Raw genomic sequence first — 18,189 nt, forward strand, 5'->3', positions numbered from 1 at the left:
TCACCGAGGGCGAACACCGGCATATAACTCCCTGACCTGCGCATAGTTACGATTAGAAGTTCCTGTTCGATAACGGTTGCGATAGAAGAATGCTCACGGGGCCTGGTAGCCTCAACCGCAGACGGCAACCGTTGGGCAGATGTCGTCGCCGTCAAGAGACGGTGCATTGAATGGGGAAGGTGTCCACAGATGGTCAGGCTGTCGTTAACCAAACTTGCCGCCGCCGCTGGAGGCGTGGCATTCGCGTTGACGGCCGGCTCGGGGATCGCATCCGCGGATCCTCTCGATCCGGTCGTCAACACCACCTGCAACTACGGGCAGGTGATGGCCGCGCTCAACGCGACCGACCCGGCGGCTGCCGCGCAGCTCACCGCGTCGCCGGTCGCGACGAGCTACCTGCGCCAGTTCCTGGCCTCGCCGCCGCCGAAGCGGTTGCAGATGGCCCAGCAGATCCAGGCCATGCCGCAGGCCGCGCCGTACTTCAACGACGTGTTGTCGGTGGCCGGGAGCTGCAACAACTACTGAGCCACTGGCGCGTCAGTAGCCGCTGAGCAGTCGGCGCACCTGGCCCAGCAGTTCGGGGCCGGCGTCGCTGCAAATCCGTGACGGGTTTCCGGGTCGGCGACCCCAGAGCAGCAAAACCCTTGCGGCGGAATCGGTTTCGAGAGTGGCCGGGCCTTCGGGCCCGGCCATTCCGATTGAGGTCTTTTCGGCGTCGGCGGTGACCACCACGTCGTCGCTACCGAAGACGCGCAACCGCGCCTCGATTCGCTCGCCCGGTTCCAGCGACTTGGCGCCCTTGGCGAGCAGTGGGCGTCCCACGGCGACGACGCTGTGGGTGGTCATCCAGGGATCGGCGAGCCGGGCGGCGAACCCGCTGTCGTCATCCCCGGTGATGTCCCAACCGTGCAGGACGAGTTCCTCCCGCATGTGCTCGGCGAACCAGGGCACCTTCATGGTGCGCCCGGTCCAGGCGACGTCGGTGTCGGCGGGGACGCTCTCGGCGGCGGCCGCGACCTCGTTCAGCGTGGCCATCCGGTCGTGCAGCGCGTCCCAGAGGCCCGCGTCGTTCATGGCGCGCAGGGGGGCCTCCCGTTCCTCGAAGCCGCGCGTGCCGACGGGTTCGCCCTCCAGGTGGGCTTCCAGCACCCGGGCGAGCTCCTCGGCGTTTCCGGCCTGATGGATGACGATGTCGCGCACCGTCCACGCTTCGCACCAGGTGCCCGACTCGGGGCGGCGGCGCTGCACCGCGTCCAGGAAGGGCTGCCATTCCGGGAACCGGCCTTGATCGATGTGTCGCTTCACGGCGTCCGGTATACCCGCGGCCACCGACACCTAGTCGTCGGCGAGCGCGCGCAAAATGCCGCGCTTCCCGGCGTGTCGCCGTACAAACGCGCGCCCTCGGCGGCGGGAAGTTACGCGGCCAGCGGGGCGTACGTGGTGGTGCGCTGGCGCGCCGGGCGGCCGATGCCCTCGGCGATCGCGGCCAGCTCCGCCGCGGTCTTCGACGACCCGTGTTCAGACCCGGCCATCCGCGAGATGGTCTCCTCCATCAGCGTCCCGCCCAGGTCGTTGGCGCCGCCGTTGAGCATCACCCGCGTGCGCTCGACACCGAGCTTGACCCAGCTGGTCTGGATGTGAGAGATGCGGCCGTGCAACATGATTCGCGCCAGCGCGTGCACCGCCCGGTTGTCCCGGTGGCTGGGTCCCGGCCGCGCCGCGCCGGCCAGGTACAGCGGCGAGTTCTGGTGCACGAACGGCAACGGGACGAACTCGGTGAAACCGCCGGTGCGGTCCTGGATGTCCCGCAGCACGTTGAGGTGGCCCACCCAGTGCCGCGGGGTGTCGACGTGGCCGTACATCATCGTCGACGACGACCGCAGGCCCACCGCGTGCGCCGTGCTGACGATCTCGATCCACAACGAGGTGGGCAGCTTGCCCTTGGTGAGCACCCAGCGCACCTCGTCGTCCAGGATCTCCGCTGCCGTGCCGGGGATGGTGTCCAGCCCGGCCTCGCGCAGGCTGATCAGCCACTCGCGAATGCTCAACCCGCTCTTGGTCACACCGTTGGCGATCTCCATCGGCGAGAAGGCGTGCACGTGCATCGAGGGCACCCGGGCCTTGACGGCGCGCACCAGCTCGGCGTACCCGGTCACCGGCAGTTCGGGGTCGATCCCGCCCTGCATGCACACCTCGGTGGCGCCCTCGACGTGCGCCTCCCAGGCACGGTCGGCCACCTCCTCGGTGGACAGCGAATACGCGTCGGCGTCGCCCTTGCGCTGGGCGAACGCGCAGAAGCGGCACCCCGTGTAGCAGATGTTGGTGAAGTTGATGTTGCGGTTCACCACGAAGGTCACGTCGTCGCCGACGGCGTCGCGGCGCAGCGAATCCGCCAGCGCGGCAACCGCTTCCAGCGCCGGGCCCTCGGCCGTCGCCAGCGCCAGATACTCCTCGTCGGTGCACCCTGCCGGATCGCGTTCGGCCGAGCGCAGCGCGGCGAGCACGTCCGTGTCCAGACGTTCGGGGGCGCGCACGCCCAGCTCGTGCACGTGCGCACGGATCGACTCCCAATCGCCGAACGCGCTGTCGAGGTCGCTGCGGGCGGCGGTGTTGCGGCCTTCCGTGTCGATCGCAGCATTCAGGTCCACCCGGCCGGCGGACTCCACGTCGTCGGGCTCCTGCCAGGGCATGCCCACCGGGTTGACGTCGCGGGCCAGGCCGGTCGCCGGGTCCGCCAGCGCCAGAACGTGTCCGCGCACCCGCGGGTCGATCCACGCCGCGCCGGCCTGGACATACTTGGGTTGCGCGGTCAGGCGCTGCACCAGGTCGTACCCGCCCTCGGCGGTGACCGCGGCCAGCTCGTCCAAAGCGGGCCAGGGACGTTCGGGGTTGACATGGTCGGGCGTCAACGGCGAGACGCCGCCCCAATCGTCGACGCCGGCGCGGATCAGGGCCAGGCACTCGTCGCGCGAGACCAGGTTGGGCGGCGCCTGAATGCGCATGCCCGGGCCGAGTACCAGCCGCGCGACCGCCACCGTCGCCAGGTAGTCCTCGATCCCGGCGTCCGGGAACGCCGCCATCGCGGTGTGCTCCTTGGCCCGGAAATTCTGCACGATCACTTCCTGGACGTGCCCGAACTCCTTGTGCGACTTGCGAATCGCATGCAGGGTGTCCGCGCGTTCGGCCAGCGTTTCGCCGATGCCGACCAGCAGCCCGGTGGTGAACGGAATGGACAACCGCCCGGCGTCGGTCAGGGTGCGCAGCCGAACAGCCGGGTCCTTGTCCGGGCTGCCGTAGTGCGCAAGCCCTTTCGTCTCGAAGAGCCGCCGCGACGTCGTCTCGAGCATCATGCCCATCGACGGCGCCACCGGCTTGAGCCGCGACAACTCCGACCAGCTCATCACGCCGGGGTTCAGGTGCGGGAGCAGCCCGGTTTCCTCGAGGACCCGGATCGCCATCGCCCGCACGTAGGACAGCGTCGAGTCGTAGCCGCGTTGGGCGAGCCACTCCCGCGCCTCCGGCCACCGGTCCTCGGGCCGGTCGCCGAGGGTGAATAGCGCTTCCTTGCAACCGAGTTCGGCCCCACGACGGGCGAGGTCGAGTATCTCGTCGGGCTCCAGGTACATGCCGGCGCCCCGCGCGCGCAGCTTGCCCGGGACGGTGACGAACGTGCAGTAATGGCAGCTGTCACGGCACAGGTGGGTGACGGGGACGAACACCTTGCGCGAATAGCTGATCGGCAGCCTCCCGCCCGGCCCGCGCCGCCCCGCCGACTCGAGGCCCGCGTCGCGCACCCGCGCCGCGCTCGCGCACAGATCGGTGAGGTCCTCGCCGCGCGCGGTCATGGCGACGGCCGCCTCCTCGACGTTGAGCGCGACCCCATCCCGGGCCCGCCGCAAAACGCGCCGCAACGCCGACGCGCTGGCCTTGGGCGGAACGACAGGACTCGGCAGAGCGCTGGGCGCCGGAGGCTCCGGTGTCAGTGGCACGTTGGTGTAACTTCCCCACGATCGAATTTCATCCGCCCGGCCCAACCTGTGCAGCTGTGGGCAGCGGTGCCATATCCGCAACAGTAGCGCCAGGCTCCCGCCGACCTACGGTCGACATCCCGGCGTCGCGGCCCCCGCGCGGAGCGCCCTAGTTAAGTGTTTGACGAACTTGCCTGCCTGCCAGCGGCGACCGATATAGCATCCGTCGTATCCAGGGAGGTACCGAATGTCGTTCCTATTCGCCACCCCGGAGGCGCTGGCGGCAGCGGCTTCGGACTTGGCTGGCATTGGTTCGACCATCAACAGCGCCAGCGCGGCGGCGGCGGCCCCGACATCCGCGGTCGCCGCCTCGGCGGCAGACGCCGTGTCGGCCCAGGTCGCGGCGTTCCTCTCCGAGCACGGGCTGGGATATCAGCAGTTCAGCGCGCAGATCGCGCAGTTTCACGAGCAATTTGTCCAGACCTTGAGCTCCGGCGCGAACGCGTTCGCGGCGGCCGAGTCCAGCGCCGCGCAGAACCTCGCCGGTGCGGTCAACGCGCCCGCCGCGGCGCTGCCCAGCGCCGCGCAGAGCCTCGCCAGCGCGGTGAACGCGCCCGCCGCGTCGCTGCTCGGCGGCGGTGGCGGCGGCGTCGCGGGCGTCATCGGCGGCGCCGTGTCCAATGCGGTGAACCGCGTGGAGAGCGTCGTGGCCGGCTCCAACTTCCTGGGCGGCGCCGGACTGGTGGGCGGCGGCGGTCTCGCCGGCATGGTCGGCGGCGGCCTGTCCGCCGCGGTGAACCAGGTCGAGAGCGTGGTGGCCGGCTCCAACTTCCTGGGCGGCGCCGGCCTGCTGGGCTCTGGTTTACCGGGTGGCCTTTCGGCGCTCGCCGGGGAAGCCGGCGCCCTGTTGCCGACCGGCGGCATCCGCGCCCTCACCGCGGCCAGCGCGCTCGTCACACCGGCCGCCATGACCAACGCCGCGGTCGTGCCGGCGGCGACCGGGTCGATCGGCGACGCCATCAAGGCCGGGTACCTACTCGTCGAGCCGTGGGTGCAGTACGGTTTCGACCTCGCCGCGTACGCGGTCGGTTACCTGCCCTACGTCGGCTGGCTGGCCCCCCAGATCTACTTCTTCTACGACCTTTTCGAGCCCATGGTGCAGGCCGGCCTGTTCAACACCATCGACTGGCTGCAGGGCAGCATCAGCTTCGCGCAAGGGCTGGCCAACTTCTGGGATGCCACCACGGCGTCGATCAACCAGTTCATCAACAGCGAGATCTACTGGGCGCTGAGCTTCCTCCCGCCGCTGCCGCCGCTGCCCCCGTTCTTCCCGTAACCCGGCCCGCCGCGCCGGAACAGCACCCACACCGGGGGCGCGACACCCAGCGCGATCAGGACCAGGGCCCCGTACGCCATCACTCCCCGGCCCCCCAGGATCACGTCGTCGCCGGGACCGCCCATGCTCAGCACGGCGACGGTCAGCAGCCACGTCCACAACGGCAGCGCGGCCACCCGCGTGGAGCGGGTCCACAGGCCGGCGGCCCACACCAGCGCCGCGTTGACGAGCCCGCTGACCAGCGCACTGATTGGGAACGGAATCGAACCTATATAGGAAGGAAGCAGCAGCGCGCCGGCGAGGGCCGAAAGGATCCCGTCCACAGCCAGCAGCGCCAAAACGACGAAACGAATCGCGGGATCCGTGGCGCCGCCGTCCTGGATGGACGCGGCGCGTGGCTTGGTTTCGGTCAGGTCGGGACGCTGTCGACGTTGGCGAGTATCGAGCCGATGACCCACTGCAGGCTGTCGAGCCGGTCCTGCCAATGCTGCATATTGGGGTCCAGGTCGGGGTCCATGCGAATTCCTTCCGTGGCTGCCTGTTTGGCAGCCTACCGCGTTGCGGCCGCGGTCAAACCGAGTCCCGCGAGCAGGTCCGTCTCCCATCCGCGCGCGTCGCGCTCCCCCGCGGAGCCTTCCACCAGCACGTAGTGCTCGTCGGGCAGGATGGGCAGCGCGAAGTTGTTCGACAGCGCCAGCGCGCGGGCCGTCGGGCCGACGACGAGCTGGGTTTCGTGGGCGGCCAGGGCGGCGATCTTCGCCGCGAGCGCATCCGGGGCGGCCTGCACGACGGCGTCGATGTCGGCGTCCGCGTATCCGAAGTCGAACTCCTCTTGCGGCGGGACCATCCAGTCGGGCAGCAGGTCTTTGCGATCGAGCTCCCGCCAACCGGTCTGGAACGCGCTCGCGGCCAGGACCGTCCAGTAGAACTTGGGCACCGCCCAAGGCTCGCCCGGGTAATCGTCGGTGGCGGCGGCGGCGACCGCGGCGGTCGTGACGGTGTGGGTGTGGATGTGGTCGGGATGGCCGTAGCCGCCGTTGGGGTCGTAGGTCACGACGACGTGGGGGCGCTGCTCGCGGATGACGGCGACCAGTGCGCCGACGGCCTCGCGTTCGTCGGCGTCGATGAACCTCTGGCGACCCCGCGGCGGCGTGCCCTCCATCCCCGAGTCACGCCAGCGCCCCGCGCCCCCCAGATAGCGGGGCGCGTCGACGCCCAGCGCCCGCAACGCGGCCGTGAGCTCGACGATCCGGTAGCCGCCCAGTTGGTCCGCGCGGTCGACGGCGAGCCCGGCCCATCGGTCGCCGATGACCTCGCCCTCCTCGCCGAGCGTGCAGGTGACGACGCGGACATCCGCCCCGCGGGCGGTGTAATGCGCGATGGTGGCGCCGTTGGCTAGGCTCTCGTCATCGGGATGCGCGTGGACGAACAGCAGCCGTGGAGTCTCGGGCATGCAGGCACCCTACCCCCGTCTCGCCGAGACTCGGCGAAAAGGAACGCGGGCGGCTACTATCGAGAAATGCCGCAGCTAACCCAGGGCCGGAGCAGCGTCCGGAGCCGCCGACGTGGCGAGGTGCTCGAACGTGCGCTCTACGAGGCCACGCTGGTCGAGCTGGCCGAAGTCGGCTACGGCGGGCTGACGATGGAGGGTATCGCGGCGCGGGCGCACACCGGCAAGGCGGCGCTGTACCGGCGCTGGTGTAGCAAGCACGACCTGGTGCACGCGGCCCTGGTCTACGCCCTGCCGCCGACGCCCGAGCCGCGCTCCGGCCGGTCGGCCAGGGAGAACCTGCTGACAATGTTCACGTTGCACCGCGACATGTTGGCCGGAAAGACCACCTTTCCCGGCATGTACGTCGTCCAGCAGCTGCTGCACGAACCCGAGATGCGCGCCATCTTCGCCGACGCCGTGGTGGCCCCGCGCCTGAAGGTCATCGAATCGATCCTGCGGGCCGCCGTCGAGGACGGCGACCTCGACCCCGCCACGATCACGCCGCTGACCGCGCGCGTCGGGCCGGCCTTGATCAACCAACACTTCCTGCTCACCGGGGAACCGCCGAACCGGCGCGAACTGGCGCTGGTCGTCGACACGGTGATCCCGCCGCGGGTCTAGCCTGTCAGGATGCCAGCGAAGTCGGCACCCGCCGCCAGGCTCTGGTCGAGGATGCCTTCCAGGCCGCCGATGTTGCCGCCGTTGAAGACCAGCCCGGCGTTACCGGTAAGCGCGGTGCCGATAGCCGGGAATTGGACGCCGCCCACAAAGCTGTTGACGGTCTGCTCGCCGGTGGCCACGATCAGGTTGCCCACGTTGAAGATCCGGTTGAGCCCCCCACCCAGGGCGGCGTTGGTCCCGAAGGTGCCCGTCTCCCAAGCGATTTCGTTGCTCACCAGGTTGGCGTTGAAAGCGGCCTCGGAAGGAATCAGGTTGGACAGGAAGTTGACCTGACCCGACGCCAGGCCCTGCAACCCCGCGGTGGGCGCCGCCACCAGCGCCACGCCCAACGCCGTGCCGGGCACCCCGGCGAACAGCGACCCGTTCAGCATCGCGTTCAACGACGCCTGCAAGCCGGCCGCGTTGATCCCCGCTGTCAACGCGGCCTGCAGGGCGCCATTGCCGGTCAACGAGGTCGCTATCCCGCTGACGACGTCGAGATCCCACAGGAACTTTGTGTCAAGGGCGCCAAGGAACCCGCCGAGCGTGCCGCCGGCGATCAGGTTGGCCGGCGCGCCGACGGCGAGGCTGGCCAAGATGGCGCCGCCGGTCGGAAGCTGCGCGCCCAAGATGCTGTCGAAGGTCACCTCGCCGGTGCCCAGCACCAGGTTCCAGAAGTTGAAGGCGCTGTCGAGCGCGCCACCCAGCGCGCCGGTGCCGCCGAAGAGCGCCGTCTCGAGCGCCGTCTCCTGGGCGACCAGGGCCGTGTTGAGGCCGAGCTCGTTGGTGATCAGCGACGTGTTGAAACCGACCTCCATCGCCTGCAGCTGGGTCAGTAATGCGGGCACGTTGGGCGCCGTCAGCAGCACCTGCCACGGCGCGACCAGGTTGGCGAACAGCGTGGGAAGCCCGGCGAGCCCGAGGCTGAGGCCGCCGTTCAAGGCGAGGTTCAGCTGAGCGCTGAGCCCGTTGAGCCCGGCCATGATGTTCACGCCCAGGCTGGGGCTCAAGCCGAGCGCGCCGCCCAGCGCGTTGAGCGCGACGGTCAGGTTGGCCGGCAGGGTGAGGCCGCCCGACAGGGCCGGCAGGCCGGCACTCAGGTTGGCGATCAGGGACCCACCGGTTTGCAAGGCACCGGACAGGGCGGCGCCGAGACCCGACAGGCTGCCGCCGAAGCCGCCGGACAGCGCGGCGTTGATCGCGCCGTTCAGCCCGGCGAGCCCACCGGTGATGCTGGCCTGCAGGCCGGGGAACCCGGCGGTCAGGCTCGTCACCAGCGCACCGCCCGTCTGCGCCAATCCGGACAGCCCGCTGCCGATGTCCGCCGCCAGGGTGGCGCCGAGTGGCCCGAGGCCCGAAAGGCCGCCGCCGAGGCCAGCCGAGAGCGCGGCGTTGATCGAGGCGCTCAGGCCGCCAAGCCCGCCGCTCAGGCTGGCCACGAGGCCCGGCAAGGCGAGGCTCAGTCCGCCGGCCAGCCCGGCGCCGAGGTTCGCCGCGAGCGTGTTGCCGGCCTGGATCAAGCTCGAGAGGCCGGTGTTGAAGCCGGTCGCCAAGGCTGCACCGAGCGGCACCAGGCCCGAAAGGCCGCCGCTCAAACTGCCCGACAGCGCGGCGTTCAGCGAAGCGTTCAGCCCCGACAGCCCGCCGCTCAGGCTGGCCTGCAGCCCGGGCAGCGCGGCGTTGAAGCCGCCCGCCAGCCCCGACAGCCCGGTGCCGATGTTCGTCGCGATCGCGCCGCCCGTCTGCGCCAGCGCCGTCAGCCCGCCGTTCACGTTGGTCGCGATCGCGGCCCCGAGCGGCGCCAGGCCGCCCAGGCTGCCGCCCAAGCCCAAGTTGCCCGACAGCGCGGCGTTGAGCGAAAGCCCGATCGCGTTGATGTCGGCGCTGAGGCTGGCCGCCAGCCCCGAGATCCCAGCGCTCAAGTCGATGCTGAGCGCGGGCACCGCGCTCGCCAGCGTCTGCACGACGTTCACCTCTGCGGCCGCATAGGCGCCCGCCCCCGCGCTCAAAGTTTGAACGAACTGCTGGTGGAATACCGCCGCTTGCGCACTGAGTTGCTGGTAACCCGCGGCGTGCGAGGAGAACAATGCGGCAATTTCCGCCGAAACTTCATCGGCGGCCGCGGGCAGCAGTCCCGTCGTCGCCACCGCGGCCGCGGTGTTGGCCGAACCGATGGCGGCCGCAAGGTTCGCCAAATCTGTTGCGGCATCGGCCATCAGCTCTGGCGCTGCGATGAGAAATGACACTTCGACCTCCCCGATTCACCCCACGATGACCGCTGGCGACTGTTTTCCCGACCAGCCGTTCAGCGATGGCCGCAGCGTATCGAAATGGTGTTGTGAAAACGTTTGTTTGCACCAACTGGCTTTGCAGGTATTCAATTCGGCTACCCGTAATTAATTCGTTACTTTTTTCGCGGTTGGCCGGCAAGGAGTACCCACTTTTCAGAAAATGACCATTTTCAACTTTGGGAAGTGGGCGCCTACGGCCCGGTTTTGATCCATTGGCCGGCGTCTCCGACGATGCCGACGGGGACCGCGCCGGACAGGCTGACGTTTTGCACACTGGGGCCGGCCGCGACGATCGTCGTGTCCTGCAGGATCGGCAGCACCGTGGACATGTTCCACAGCCGCGGCTCGACCGCGGTGATCACGTCGTTGATGCTCTTGGTGCCGTTCAGCGCGGCGTCGATGTTCGACTGGATGCTGCGGTCGCAGATGCCGGTGAGGTTCGACGGCGCCTGCACCAGCGCGCCGGGCTCGGGCGGGCGGCTGGGCGGTGCCGAGGTCGGCGTCGTGACGGGGGTGGCGGGCCCGGTCGACGGGGTCGGGCCGGCCGCGGGGGTGGTCGTGGCCACGTTCGAGGTCGGGACCGTCGTCGTCTGCAGCGCGGGGCAGCCGTAGCGCGAGGCCAGCAGAGTCGCCAGGTTGCCCCCGGCCCGGTGCCAGCCGACGATCGCGTCGACAGAGTTGTTGTTCAGCGCGTCGCGGTACAGCGTCACCGGGTCCAGCGCCAGCACCGTCGCCGCGATGCCGACGTTGCGCAGCTGGTCGGCCGCGGTGTTGGCCACCGCGACGGAGGTCGGGTCGTTCGCCGCCACCCCGACGATGAGAGACAGCTGCTGGCCGTCCTTGCTGATGCGGCCGCGGGTGACCTCCGGCGGCCCGGTGCTCGCGGGGGTCGGGACCGGCGACGTCGACGTGTTGGGTTCGACCTTGTATCCGGAGCTCTCCAACAACGCCAGCGCGGCGGGCGTGGTCATCGCGGGCGGCGCGGTCGGCTCGTAGCCGGGGTCGCTCGGCGAGCGGATCTGGGCCTGGTCCAACGTGACCGTGTTGTCGCTGCCCGCGCCGACGGCCGCCAGCAGATCGACGTCGAGCAGGCCGAGGATCGCCTTGCGAACCTGAGTGTCGGACAGCTTGGACTCGTTGGCGCGCAGCGTCAGCTGCATGACCCGCGGCGTCACGATCCGCGCGGTCCGCACGTCCGGGATGGCGGACAGCTGCGCGAAGGCCGCGGAGCCGCCGTGCACCTGGGCGACCTGGGTGTCGCCGTTGCGCACGGAATCGGCCAGCGCGGCCGGCGCGCCGGCCCGGCGGAACAGGATCAGGGCGGGCTTGGCCGGCGGTCCCCAGTAGCGGTCGTTGCGGGCGATCAGGATCTCGTCGCGCTGCGGGTCGATGCTCTCGACCCGGAACTGGCCGCCGGTGACGGGCAGGGCCCGCGCCAGCCCGGCCGCGAATCCGCCCGGCACGTCCTTGACGATGTGGGCCGGCAGGATGTTGCTGAACAGCTCCTTCCACGCCGGGTACGGTTGCGCGAACGTCACGACGGCCTGCTTGCCGCCCTCGAGCGACTGCACCCCGGTGATGAGGTCGTATCCGGCCGGATCGACGACCCCGGGCTGGCTGACCATTTGGCGCCACAGGTACCAGAAGTCGTCGGCGGCGATGGGCGCGTTGTCGGTCCACTGCGCCTCGGGCCGGATCTTGTAGGTCACGGTGAACGGGTTTTGGTTGGTCACGTCCGCGGACACCAACAGGGTCGGGTCCATCTCCCAGCGCGACCCCGTCGGCGTGGCGGGATCCGGCACGGGCCGAAACGCGCTGGGCAACACCAGCGCGCTGATCGCCGCGTTCACCGGCGACAGGTCGCTCAGCAGGTGCGGGTTGAAACCGGCGCCGATCGAGTCGATGCCCATGATGATCTGGGTGGGCCGCTGCGGCGGCGGCGCCGAGTTGTGCGGCGTGTCGGTGCTCTGTGGGGCTGGCGGCGGGTTGACGGTGCACGCCGCCAGCACCAGCCCGACCAGCGAGACCAGCACGCCGACCCTCAGGAACAGGCGGCTGGCTCGTCTCGGCACGCCCATCAGGGTATCGAGCAGCTGCTCAGCAACCCGGCCAACCACGCCCGTGATGCGGCCCGGCGCCAAGCCGCTAGCCCCGCGCCTTGGCCCGCGCCCGGCTGCGGGCCCGGGAGGTGGCGTCGAGCTCGACCTTGCGCACCCGGACGATCTCGGGGGTCACCTCCACGCATTCGTCGGGCGCGCAGAACTCCATGGCGCGTTCCAGGTCGAGCTCCAGCGGCTTGGCCAACGTCTCGATGACGTCCGCGGTCGACGACCGCATGTTCGTCAGCTTCTTCTCGCGCGTCACGTTGATGTCGAGATCCTCTGGGCGCGGATTGATTCCGACGACCATGCCCTCGTAGGTGTCCTGCCCGGGCTCGACGAAGAACTGGCCGCGGTCGGCGAGCTGGATGAGGGCGAACGGCGTGATGGTGCCCGAGCGGTCGGAAACCAGCGAGCCGGTGTGGCGGGCCCGGATCTCCCCCGCCCACGGGCGGTAGCCGTCGAACACGGCGTTGGCGATGCCGGTGCCGCGGGTCAGGGTGAGGAAGTCGGTGCGGAAGCCGATCAGCCCGCGGCTGGGCACGACGAAATCCATCCGGACCCAGCCGGCCGCGTGGTTGGCCATCTCCTCCATCCGGCCCTTGCGGCCGGCCATCAATTGGGTGATCGCGCCGACGAATTCCTCGGGGCAGTCGATCGTCATCGCCTCGAACGGCTCGTGCAGCTGACCATCGATGGTCTTGGTGACCACCTGCGGCTTGCCGACGGTCAGTTCGAAGCCCTCGCGGCGCATCTGCTCGACCAGCACGGCCAGGGCGAGCTCGCCGCGGCCCTGCACCTCCCACGCGTCGGGCCGGCCGATGTCGACCACCCGGATCGACACGTTGCCGACCAACTCGGTGTCCAGCCGGCTGCGGACCATCCGCGCGGTCAGCTTGTGGCCGGACACCTTGCCCGCCAGCGGCGAGGTGTTGGTGCCGACCGTCACCGAGATCGCCGGCTCGTCGACTGTGATGCGCGGCAGCGCGTGGGCGTGGTCGGGATCGGCCAGCGTGTCGCCGATCATGATCTCGGGGATGCCCGCCACCGCCACGATGTCGCCGGCGATCGCCTCGTCGGTGGGGCTGCGCTCGACACCCTCGGTGGCCAGCAGCTCGGTGATCTTGGCGCTGGTGATCACCGGCACCCCGTCGACCTCGCGCATCCAGGCGACCTGCTGGCCCTTGCGCAGCTTGCCGTTGTAGATGCGGATCAGCGCGAGCCGGCCGAGGAACGCCGACGCGTCGAGGTTGGTCACCAACGCCTGCAGCGGCGCCTCGGGGTCGCCCGACGGCGGCGGGATGTGCTCCATCAACACGTCGAACAGCGGGTCGAGGTTGTCGCCGGCGGGCACCTCGCCGTCCGCCGGCTGTTCGGTGCTCGCGATGCCCGCCCGCCCGGACGCGTACAGGGTCGGCAGGCCCAGGGCGTGCTCGGCGGCCTTGGCCGCCTCGTCGTCGAGGTCCGACGCGACGTCGAGTAGCAGGTCGTGGCTGGCGTCGACGACCTCGGCGATGCGGGCGTCGGGCCGGTCGGTCTTGTTGACGACGAGGATGACCGGGAGATGCGCGGTCAGTGCCTTGCGCAGCACGAACCGGGTCTGCGGCAACGGGCCCTCGGAGGCGTCGACCAGCAGCAGGACGCCGTCCACCATGGACAGCCCGCGCTCCACCTCGCCGCCGAAGTCGGCGTGCCCGGGGGTGTCGATCACGTTGATGACCGTGACCGTCCCGTCGCTGTTGTGGCGGTGCACGGCAGTGTTCTTGGCCAGGATGGTGATGCCCTTTTCCTTTTCCAGGTCACCGCTGTCCATGATTCGTTCCTGGGTGTCGTCGCCGCGATGGTGCAGCGCCCCGGATTGCCGCAGCATCGCGTCGACCAGGGTGGTTTTCCCGTGGTCGACGTGGGCGACGATGGCGACGTTGCGGAATGGCACGTCGGTGATTCTGGCAGCGGGGGCCTCAGATAGCGAACCGGCAGCTTGGCCGCGTTGAGTGTGCGGTGGCGGCGTTGAGTGTGCGGTGGCGGCGCGTCGGATCGGCGTGTCGGCACCCTCAGCGCACACACGACGCCCTGAGCGCACTTTCGATCACAGCGCTCGAACCAGGTCCGGTAACCAGCCGCGATCGGCCGGGACCCAATCCACGTCGTGCAGCTCCGCGGCCGTCACCCAACGCAGCGCCCGATGATCCCGCGGGTGTGGCTCACCACCAAGGAGCCGGACGTGATACGCCCGCAGCGTCATCGTTTCGTTAAGGGGAACGTCGGCGCCCAGGCGGTCGCCCACCACGAGGTCGCCGCTCTCGAGCCCCAACTCCTCCGCCAACTCTCGCGCCAGCGCGTCACGTTCGGTTTCGCCGGGTGCGACCTTTCCGCCGGGCAGTTCCCAGAGGCCGGCCAACTCGGGCGGCCGGAGTCGCTGCGCCACCAAAACCTTGGAGCCGGAGATGACCGCTGCGGCGACGACGATCCGGGTCGGCATGGCCAGTGACGGTATACCGTGCGGCGCGGCTCGCCGGAGGGGCCACCGCCTCGAGAACTGCTTCAGGCACCGGGCGCGCCGCTAAGAGCCGAATTCCCTTGGGGCACAACGCCTGTATTACGGTTTGCGCGCCAAAGTGGGATACTCGGATGCGTCGGTCACGACCTCTACCGGGCACTTTCTGAGAATCGGGGTTGGCAATGATCACCGAACCCGCAACGGCGTTCTCCCGCACGTTCAGGGGCTACGACCCGGCCGCGGTCGATGCCTACATCGAGATGTTGCTCACCAAGCAGAAGTTGCTGTTCGACGAGGTCCAGAACTTAAGAGCCCAGCGAAATGAATCCGGCGACGAAGCAGCCGCGCTGCGCATCGAAGTCGCCTGCCTCAATGATGAGATCGCCATGCTGGCGGACACCTCACCGTCGCCCTACGCGATGCAACACCGGATGGCGAAGATGCTGCGGCGGGCGATCGACGAGGTTTCCCGGATGCAGGCCGAGGCGCGAGCCGAGGCCGACGCCTTGATCGCGGCGGCCGAGGCCGAGGCCCAGGCCGCGCAGCGAGAGCACCGAGAACTGTTGGCGGACATAGCCTTACAGCAAAGCGCGCTAGAAGCGCAGTGTGCGGAAACCAAGAAGAATGTCGACGCCGAAGTCGCCGGGAGGCGCGCCGAAGCCCAAGTGTCGATTGATCACGCGTGGCAGGAAGCCCAGCAGCAGCGTGAGCAGCTGCTCGCTGACGCAAGGCAACAAGCTCGTCTCGTCCATGAGCAGGCCCGGCAAGCGGTGACCGAGGCGAATCAGCAGCGCATCATGATCCTGGAAGAACTGATGGGTGTTGCCCGCGACCTGCAAGCGGTTCCGGCCAGCCTGGAGTCCGCCTACCAGGAACTGAAGAACCGGCCGGAGGCGAGCGTCGTGGTGCCCTTGGACCAGAGGAGTCAAGCGCCGGCCGGGCCGGCCGTAGCCTCGTAGGTGAGCACCGTTCCCATCCCAGACGAGAGGACGCCTCCGGCATGGCTGTGTTAACGGATGAGCAAGTAGACGCCGCACTGCCCGACCTCAACGGTTGGGAGCATGCCGACGGCACCCTGCGCCGGTCGATCAAGTTCCCGTCATTTCTGGACGGCATCGACGCCGTGCGCCGGGTGGCCGAGCACGCCGAGAGCAAGGACCATCATCCCGACATCGATATCCGTTGGCGGACAGTGACTTTCGCGTTGGTCACGCATTCCGAGGGCGGCATCACCCAGAACGATGTCGACATGGCGCGCGACATCGACGGGATCGTCGGGGGCTAGGCCGTCGGCTCGGCGCGTCGACCGGTGGCCGCGATCCAGATCAGCGTCACCACCGCCGCCACGATGTAGATCAGGCCGGCCCAGGCCAGGTACCACGGCCGGCTGATCTGCCAGATCGTCGGCTGCGCGAAGCTCAGCAACCACGGCACCCCGACGATCGTGAGCACCAACCAGCCCCAGCCGACGATGCCGGCGCCGGGCCGCTCGCGCGCCGGCCCATGAATCGCCCAGATCATCAGCGGCACCAGCCACACCCAGTGATGGGTCCATGAAATCGGCGAGAACAGCAGCCCGAACAACTCGACCACCAGCAACTTGCCCAGCCGATCGCTGGAGCCCAGCGTCCGCCAGGCCAGGACGGCCAGCACCGCCGTCACGGCGACGGCCGCCAGCACCAGCGGACCGAAGCCGGCGTCGTGGCCGAGGATCCGCGAGATACCACCGCGCCAGGATTGATTGAACGACGTGGCGATCGGCCCCACCCGGTGCGCGTCGCCCAGCAGATCGGTGAAGTAGTAGCGGGCCTGATCGCCGGCGACCAGAACCGACACGCCCACGGTGGCCAGGAAGACGACCGCCGAAAACACCGCCGCACCCCAGCGCCGAACGCCCAGCAGGTACACGCCGGCGATCGCCGGCGTCAACTTGATCCCGGCCGCCAGGCCGACCAGCAACCCCGACAACCACCAGCGGGTCGTCCAGGCCGCCCACAGCACCGCCAGCATGAGCAACACGTTCACCTGGCCGTAGTCGAACGTGCTGCGCAGCGGCTCGATCCAGATGGTGACCGCCGTCCACAGCATGGCGACGCGGTGACCGGCGCCCGCCGGCACGCCTACCAGGCGCTGGCTCAGCCGGATCGCGCCGTACAACGCGGCGATCGTCGCCACCTGCCACAGGAAAGCCACCAGCCCAAACGGCAGCAGGTGGAGCGGATAGAACACGACCGCCGCGAAGGGCGGATACGTGAACGGCAGCGGGAAGTCCGGCGTCTGGTCGGCGTAGACGTAGCTGTACAGGGTGCCTGGATGGTCGAGGGCGGCGGCGCCGCCGAGGTAGACGTGCAGGTCGACGAAGTTCGCGCCGTTCGGCGCCAGGTACGTCCAAGCGAGTCGCGCCGCGACGCTCGCGATCAGCAGCGCCGGGGCCGCCGCCAGCCGCCGAGTGCGGGGTGCCGCCGGGGCGGCCGGGATGGTGTCTATCCGCCCGACTTTAGCCATCGCCCGGTGTTCTGTGGGCCGCCCGGTCACCGCCGTCACTCGTATCGGTAACGATCAAATAAATGCCACACGTGTCACTTGAGTCACACCAGTATCAACGTAACTTCGGGGCCGAACCCGTCATCGACAACCAGGGAGAGTCATGCCAACCATCTGGACCTATCTGCGAGCGACCGCCGTCTTGGTCGGTTCGTCCGCCGCCCTACTGACGGGCGGGATCGCCCACGCCGACCCCGTCCCCGCGCCGCCGGTGCCGAACATTCCGCAGCAGCTGATCAGCTCGGCGGCCAACGCGCCTCAAATCCTGCAAAACCTCGCGACCGCCCTCGGCGCCACCCCGCCCGCGGCGCCCGCCTCACCGGGCATCACGTTCCCGGGACTGCCCTCGGCGACGTCGCCGGTGTCGCCTTCGGCGGGCATCCCGTCCATTCCGGGGCTCACCCCGCCCGCAGCGGCGACCGCCCCGGCAGCGACGCCTACCATCCCGGGCCTCGGCTCGCTCCCGGGCCTGGCCCAGACCACCCCGGCGGCGCCGGCCGTTCCGGCGGCCCCGTCGATTCCGGGCCTGCCCGCCATCCCGGGCCTGTCCTCGCCGGCGGCTCCCGCCGCCCCGGCGACGCCGCAGATCCCGCAGGCGAAGGTGGACATGCCGGCCCTGCCGTCCGGCCTGCCGGTCAACGTGCCCGCGCAGCTGACGATCCCGCAGGATCTGCAGGCGCTGGCCACGGGTCAGGCCCCGACGGCACCGGCGGCACCGGCCGCACCGGCGCCCGCCAGCCCGATGTCGCCGCTGCTTTCGGCCCTGCCCTGAGCAGCTCGATACCCAACTAACCCGCCACTAGCCAGGACCGGAGGACATCGTGGCAACCACTAGGAATCTGTCCAAGGGTTTGGCCGCTGTTGTCGTGGCGTCGGCTGCCGCGTTCGGGTTGTGCCCGAGCGCGGCGGCCGACCCGGCGGCGCCGCAGCCGACACCGCAGCCAAATTCGACCCAGCAGCTTCCGGGCCTGCCCGCCCTCTCGGAGCTGAGCCCGATCATCCAACAGGCGGCGAGCAATCCGGGGCAGGCGACCCAGCTGCTGATGGCCGCCGCCCAGGCGTTCACCCACAATCCGACGGCGCCCGCCGAGTCGAAAAACGTTGCGGCGTCGGTGAATAAGTTCGTGGCCGAGCCGGGGTCACCGGCCGCCGCCCCGGCCGAGACCGCACCGGTGCAGCACGTGCCGCCGTTGGGCATCGAGCCCGGGCTGCAGTCGCACCTGCCGCCGGGGATCGATCCGGCGCGCGCGGCGGGCCCGGGGCCCGTCGCCGCACCGCCGGCCGCCCCCTCTGCGGCCC

At 69.8% G+C, this 18,189-nt stretch carries 15 protein-coding genes and 1 pseudogene; 7 read left to right on the forward strand and 9 right to left on the reverse strand.

The features are described 5' to 3' along the window. The first annotated feature begins 189 nt into the window (after positions 1–189). Positions 190–525 carry a hemophore-related protein gene (locus A5706_RS16260; RefSeq protein WP_068132390.1) on the forward strand — a complete coding sequence of 112 codons (336 nt, stop codon included), beginning with the start codon at positions 190–192 and terminating at the stop codon, positions 523–525. A gap of 12 nt (positions 526–537) precedes the next feature. On the opposite strand, the gene A5706_RS16265 is transcribed toward A5706_RS16260, so the two are convergent. Both A5706_RS16265 and A5706_RS16270 read right to left on the reverse strand, forming a co-directional pair. Further along, the gene (locus tag A5706_RS16265) at positions 538–1,305 is read right to left on the reverse strand and encodes a maleylpyruvate isomerase N-terminal domain-containing protein (protein ID WP_068132418.1); all 768 of its coding nucleotides are present in this window, start codon (positions 1,303–1,305) and stop codon (positions 538–540) included. Positions 1,306–1,415: 110 nt separating this feature from the next. Then, positions 1,416–3,983, reverse strand: coding sequence for a bifunctional FO biosynthesis protein CofGH (locus A5706_RS16270; protein WP_156767168.1), 2,568 nt, complete (start codon positions 3,981–3,983; stop codon positions 1,416–1,418). 232 nt (positions 3,984–4,215) lie between these two features. Here A5706_RS16270 and A5706_RS16275 point away from each other — a divergent pair, with 232 nt between their 5' ends. Continuing rightward, on the forward strand, positions 4,216–5,304 hold the full coding sequence (locus A5706_RS16275; protein WP_068132395.1) for a PE family protein: 1,089 nt from the start codon (positions 4,216–4,218) through the stop codon (positions 5,302–5,304). Here the strand turns inward: A5706_RS16275 and A5706_RS16280 are convergent. Both A5706_RS16280 and mshB read right to left on the reverse strand, forming a co-directional pair. Further along, positions 5,247–5,762 carry a hypothetical protein gene (locus tag A5706_RS16280; RefSeq protein ID WP_156767167.1) on the reverse strand — a complete coding sequence of 172 codons (516 nt, stop codon included), beginning with the start codon at positions 5,760–5,762 and terminating at the stop codon, positions 5,247–5,249. The genes A5706_RS16275 and A5706_RS16280 overlap by 58 nt on opposite strands. 92 nt (positions 5,763–5,854) lie before the next feature. Beyond that, on the reverse strand, positions 5,855–6,757 hold the full coding sequence (gene mshB / locus A5706_RS16285) for an N-acetyl-1-D-myo-inositol-2-amino-2-deoxy-alpha-D-glucopyranoside deacetylase (protein WP_068132397.1): 903 nt from the start codon (positions 6,755–6,757) through the stop codon (positions 5,855–5,857). 66 nt (positions 6,758–6,823) lie between these two features. On the opposite strand from mshB, the gene A5706_RS16290 reads away from it, so the two are divergent. Beyond that, complete coding sequence (locus A5706_RS16290) at positions 6,824–7,417, forward strand: TetR/AcrR family transcriptional regulator (RefSeq protein ID WP_068132400.1); 594 nt, start codon at positions 6,824–6,826, stop codon at positions 7,415–7,417. Here A5706_RS16290 and A5706_RS34975 read toward each other — a convergent pair. The 4 genes from A5706_RS34975 to A5706_RS16310 form a co-directional block, all read right to left on the reverse strand. Then, complete coding sequence (locus A5706_RS34975) at positions 7,414–9,702, reverse strand: PE family protein (protein ID WP_304528399.1); 2,289 nt, start codon at positions 9,700–9,702, stop codon at positions 7,414–7,416. The two genes, A5706_RS16290 and A5706_RS34975, sit on opposite strands and share 4 nt — an antisense overlap. Before the next feature lie 236 nt (positions 9,703–9,938). Next, entirely contained in the window at positions 9,939–11,825 is a 1,887-nt protein-coding gene (locus A5706_RS16300) for an ABC transporter family substrate-binding protein (protein WP_197517858.1), read from the reverse strand. A gap of 67 nt (positions 11,826–11,892) precedes the next feature. Then, a complete protein-coding gene (gene typA, locus A5706_RS16305; protein ID WP_068103082.1) occupies positions 11,893–13,782 on the reverse strand; it encodes a translational GTPase TypA in 1,890 nt (629 codons plus the stop codon). A gap of 153 nt (positions 13,783–13,935) precedes the next feature. Continuing rightward, a complete protein-coding gene (locus A5706_RS16310) occupies positions 13,936–14,328 on the reverse strand; it encodes a (deoxy)nucleoside triphosphate pyrophosphohydrolase (protein WP_068132405.1) in 393 nt (130 codons plus the stop codon). 200 nt (positions 14,329–14,528) lie between these two features. Between A5706_RS16310 and A5706_RS16315 the strand changes: the two genes are divergently transcribed. After that, complete coding sequence (locus tag A5706_RS16315; protein WP_068132407.1) at positions 14,529–15,305, forward strand: cell division protein DivIVA; 777 nt, start codon at positions 14,529–14,531, stop codon at positions 15,303–15,305. A 41-nt stretch (positions 15,306–15,346) separates the two neighbouring features. Continuing rightward, positions 15,347–15,631, forward strand: coding sequence for a 4a-hydroxytetrahydrobiopterin dehydratase (locus A5706_RS16320; protein WP_068132409.1), 285 nt, complete (start codon positions 15,347–15,349; stop codon positions 15,629–15,631). On the opposite strand, the gene A5706_RS16325 is transcribed toward A5706_RS16320, so the two are convergent. Then, complete coding sequence (locus tag A5706_RS16325; RefSeq protein WP_068132421.1) at positions 15,628–16,851, reverse strand: mannosyltransferase; 1,224 nt, start codon at positions 16,849–16,851, stop codon at positions 15,628–15,630. The genes A5706_RS16320 and A5706_RS16325 overlap by 4 nt on opposite strands. Before the next feature lie 142 nt (positions 16,852–16,993). On the opposite strand from A5706_RS16325, the gene A5706_RS16330 reads away from it, so the two are divergent. Beyond that, a complete protein-coding gene (locus A5706_RS16330) occupies positions 16,994–17,662 on the forward strand; it encodes a hypothetical protein (protein WP_068132411.1) in 669 nt (222 codons plus the stop codon). 49 nt (positions 17,663–17,711) lie between these two features. Then, a pseudogene (locus A5706_RS16335) lies at positions 17,712–18,189 on the forward strand (hypothetical protein); the annotation flags it as partial.

It is taken from the genome of Mycobacterium sp. E796 (assembly GCF_001672815.1).
GTDB lineage: Bacteria > Actinomycetota > Actinomycetes > Mycobacteriales > Mycobacteriaceae > Mycobacterium.

Bases quoted from the DNA above. Each gene is read 5' to 3' on its own strand.
- mshB (WP_068132397.1), bottom strand. From the start codon at position 6,757: ATGCCCGAGACTCCACGGCTGCTGTTCGTCCACGCGCATCCCGATGAC.
- A5706_RS16325 (WP_068132421.1), bottom strand. From the start codon at position 16,851: ATGGCTAAAGTCGGGCGGATAGACACCATCCCGGCCGCCCCGGCGGCA.
- A5706_RS16275 (WP_068132395.1), top strand. From the start codon at position 4,216: ATGTCGTTCCTATTCGCCACCCCGGAGGCGCTGGCGGCAGCGGCTTCG.
- A5706_RS16315 (WP_068132407.1), top strand. From the start codon at position 14,529: ATGATCACCGAACCCGCAACGGCGTTCTCCCGCACGTTCAGGGGCTAC.
- A5706_RS16300 (WP_197517858.1), bottom strand. From the start codon at position 11,825: ATGGGCGTGCCGAGACGAGCCAGCCGCCTGTTCCTGAGGGTCGGCGTG.
- A5706_RS16330 (WP_068132411.1), top strand. From the start codon at position 16,994: ATGCCAACCATCTGGACCTATCTGCGAGCGACCGCCGTCTTGGTCGGT.
- A5706_RS16260 (WP_068132390.1), top strand. From the start codon at position 190: ATGGTCAGGCTGTCGTTAACCAAACTTGCCGCCGCCGCTGGAGGCGTG.
- A5706_RS16320 (WP_068132409.1), top strand. From the start codon at position 15,347: ATGGCTGTGTTAACGGATGAGCAAGTAGACGCCGCACTGCCCGACCTC.
- A5706_RS16310 (WP_068132405.1), bottom strand. From the start codon at position 14,328: ATGCCGACCCGGATCGTCGTCGCCGCAGCGGTCATCTCCGGCTCCAAG.
- A5706_RS16290 (WP_068132400.1), top strand. From the start codon at position 6,824: ATGCCGCAGCTAACCCAGGGCCGGAGCAGCGTCCGGAGCCGCCGACGT.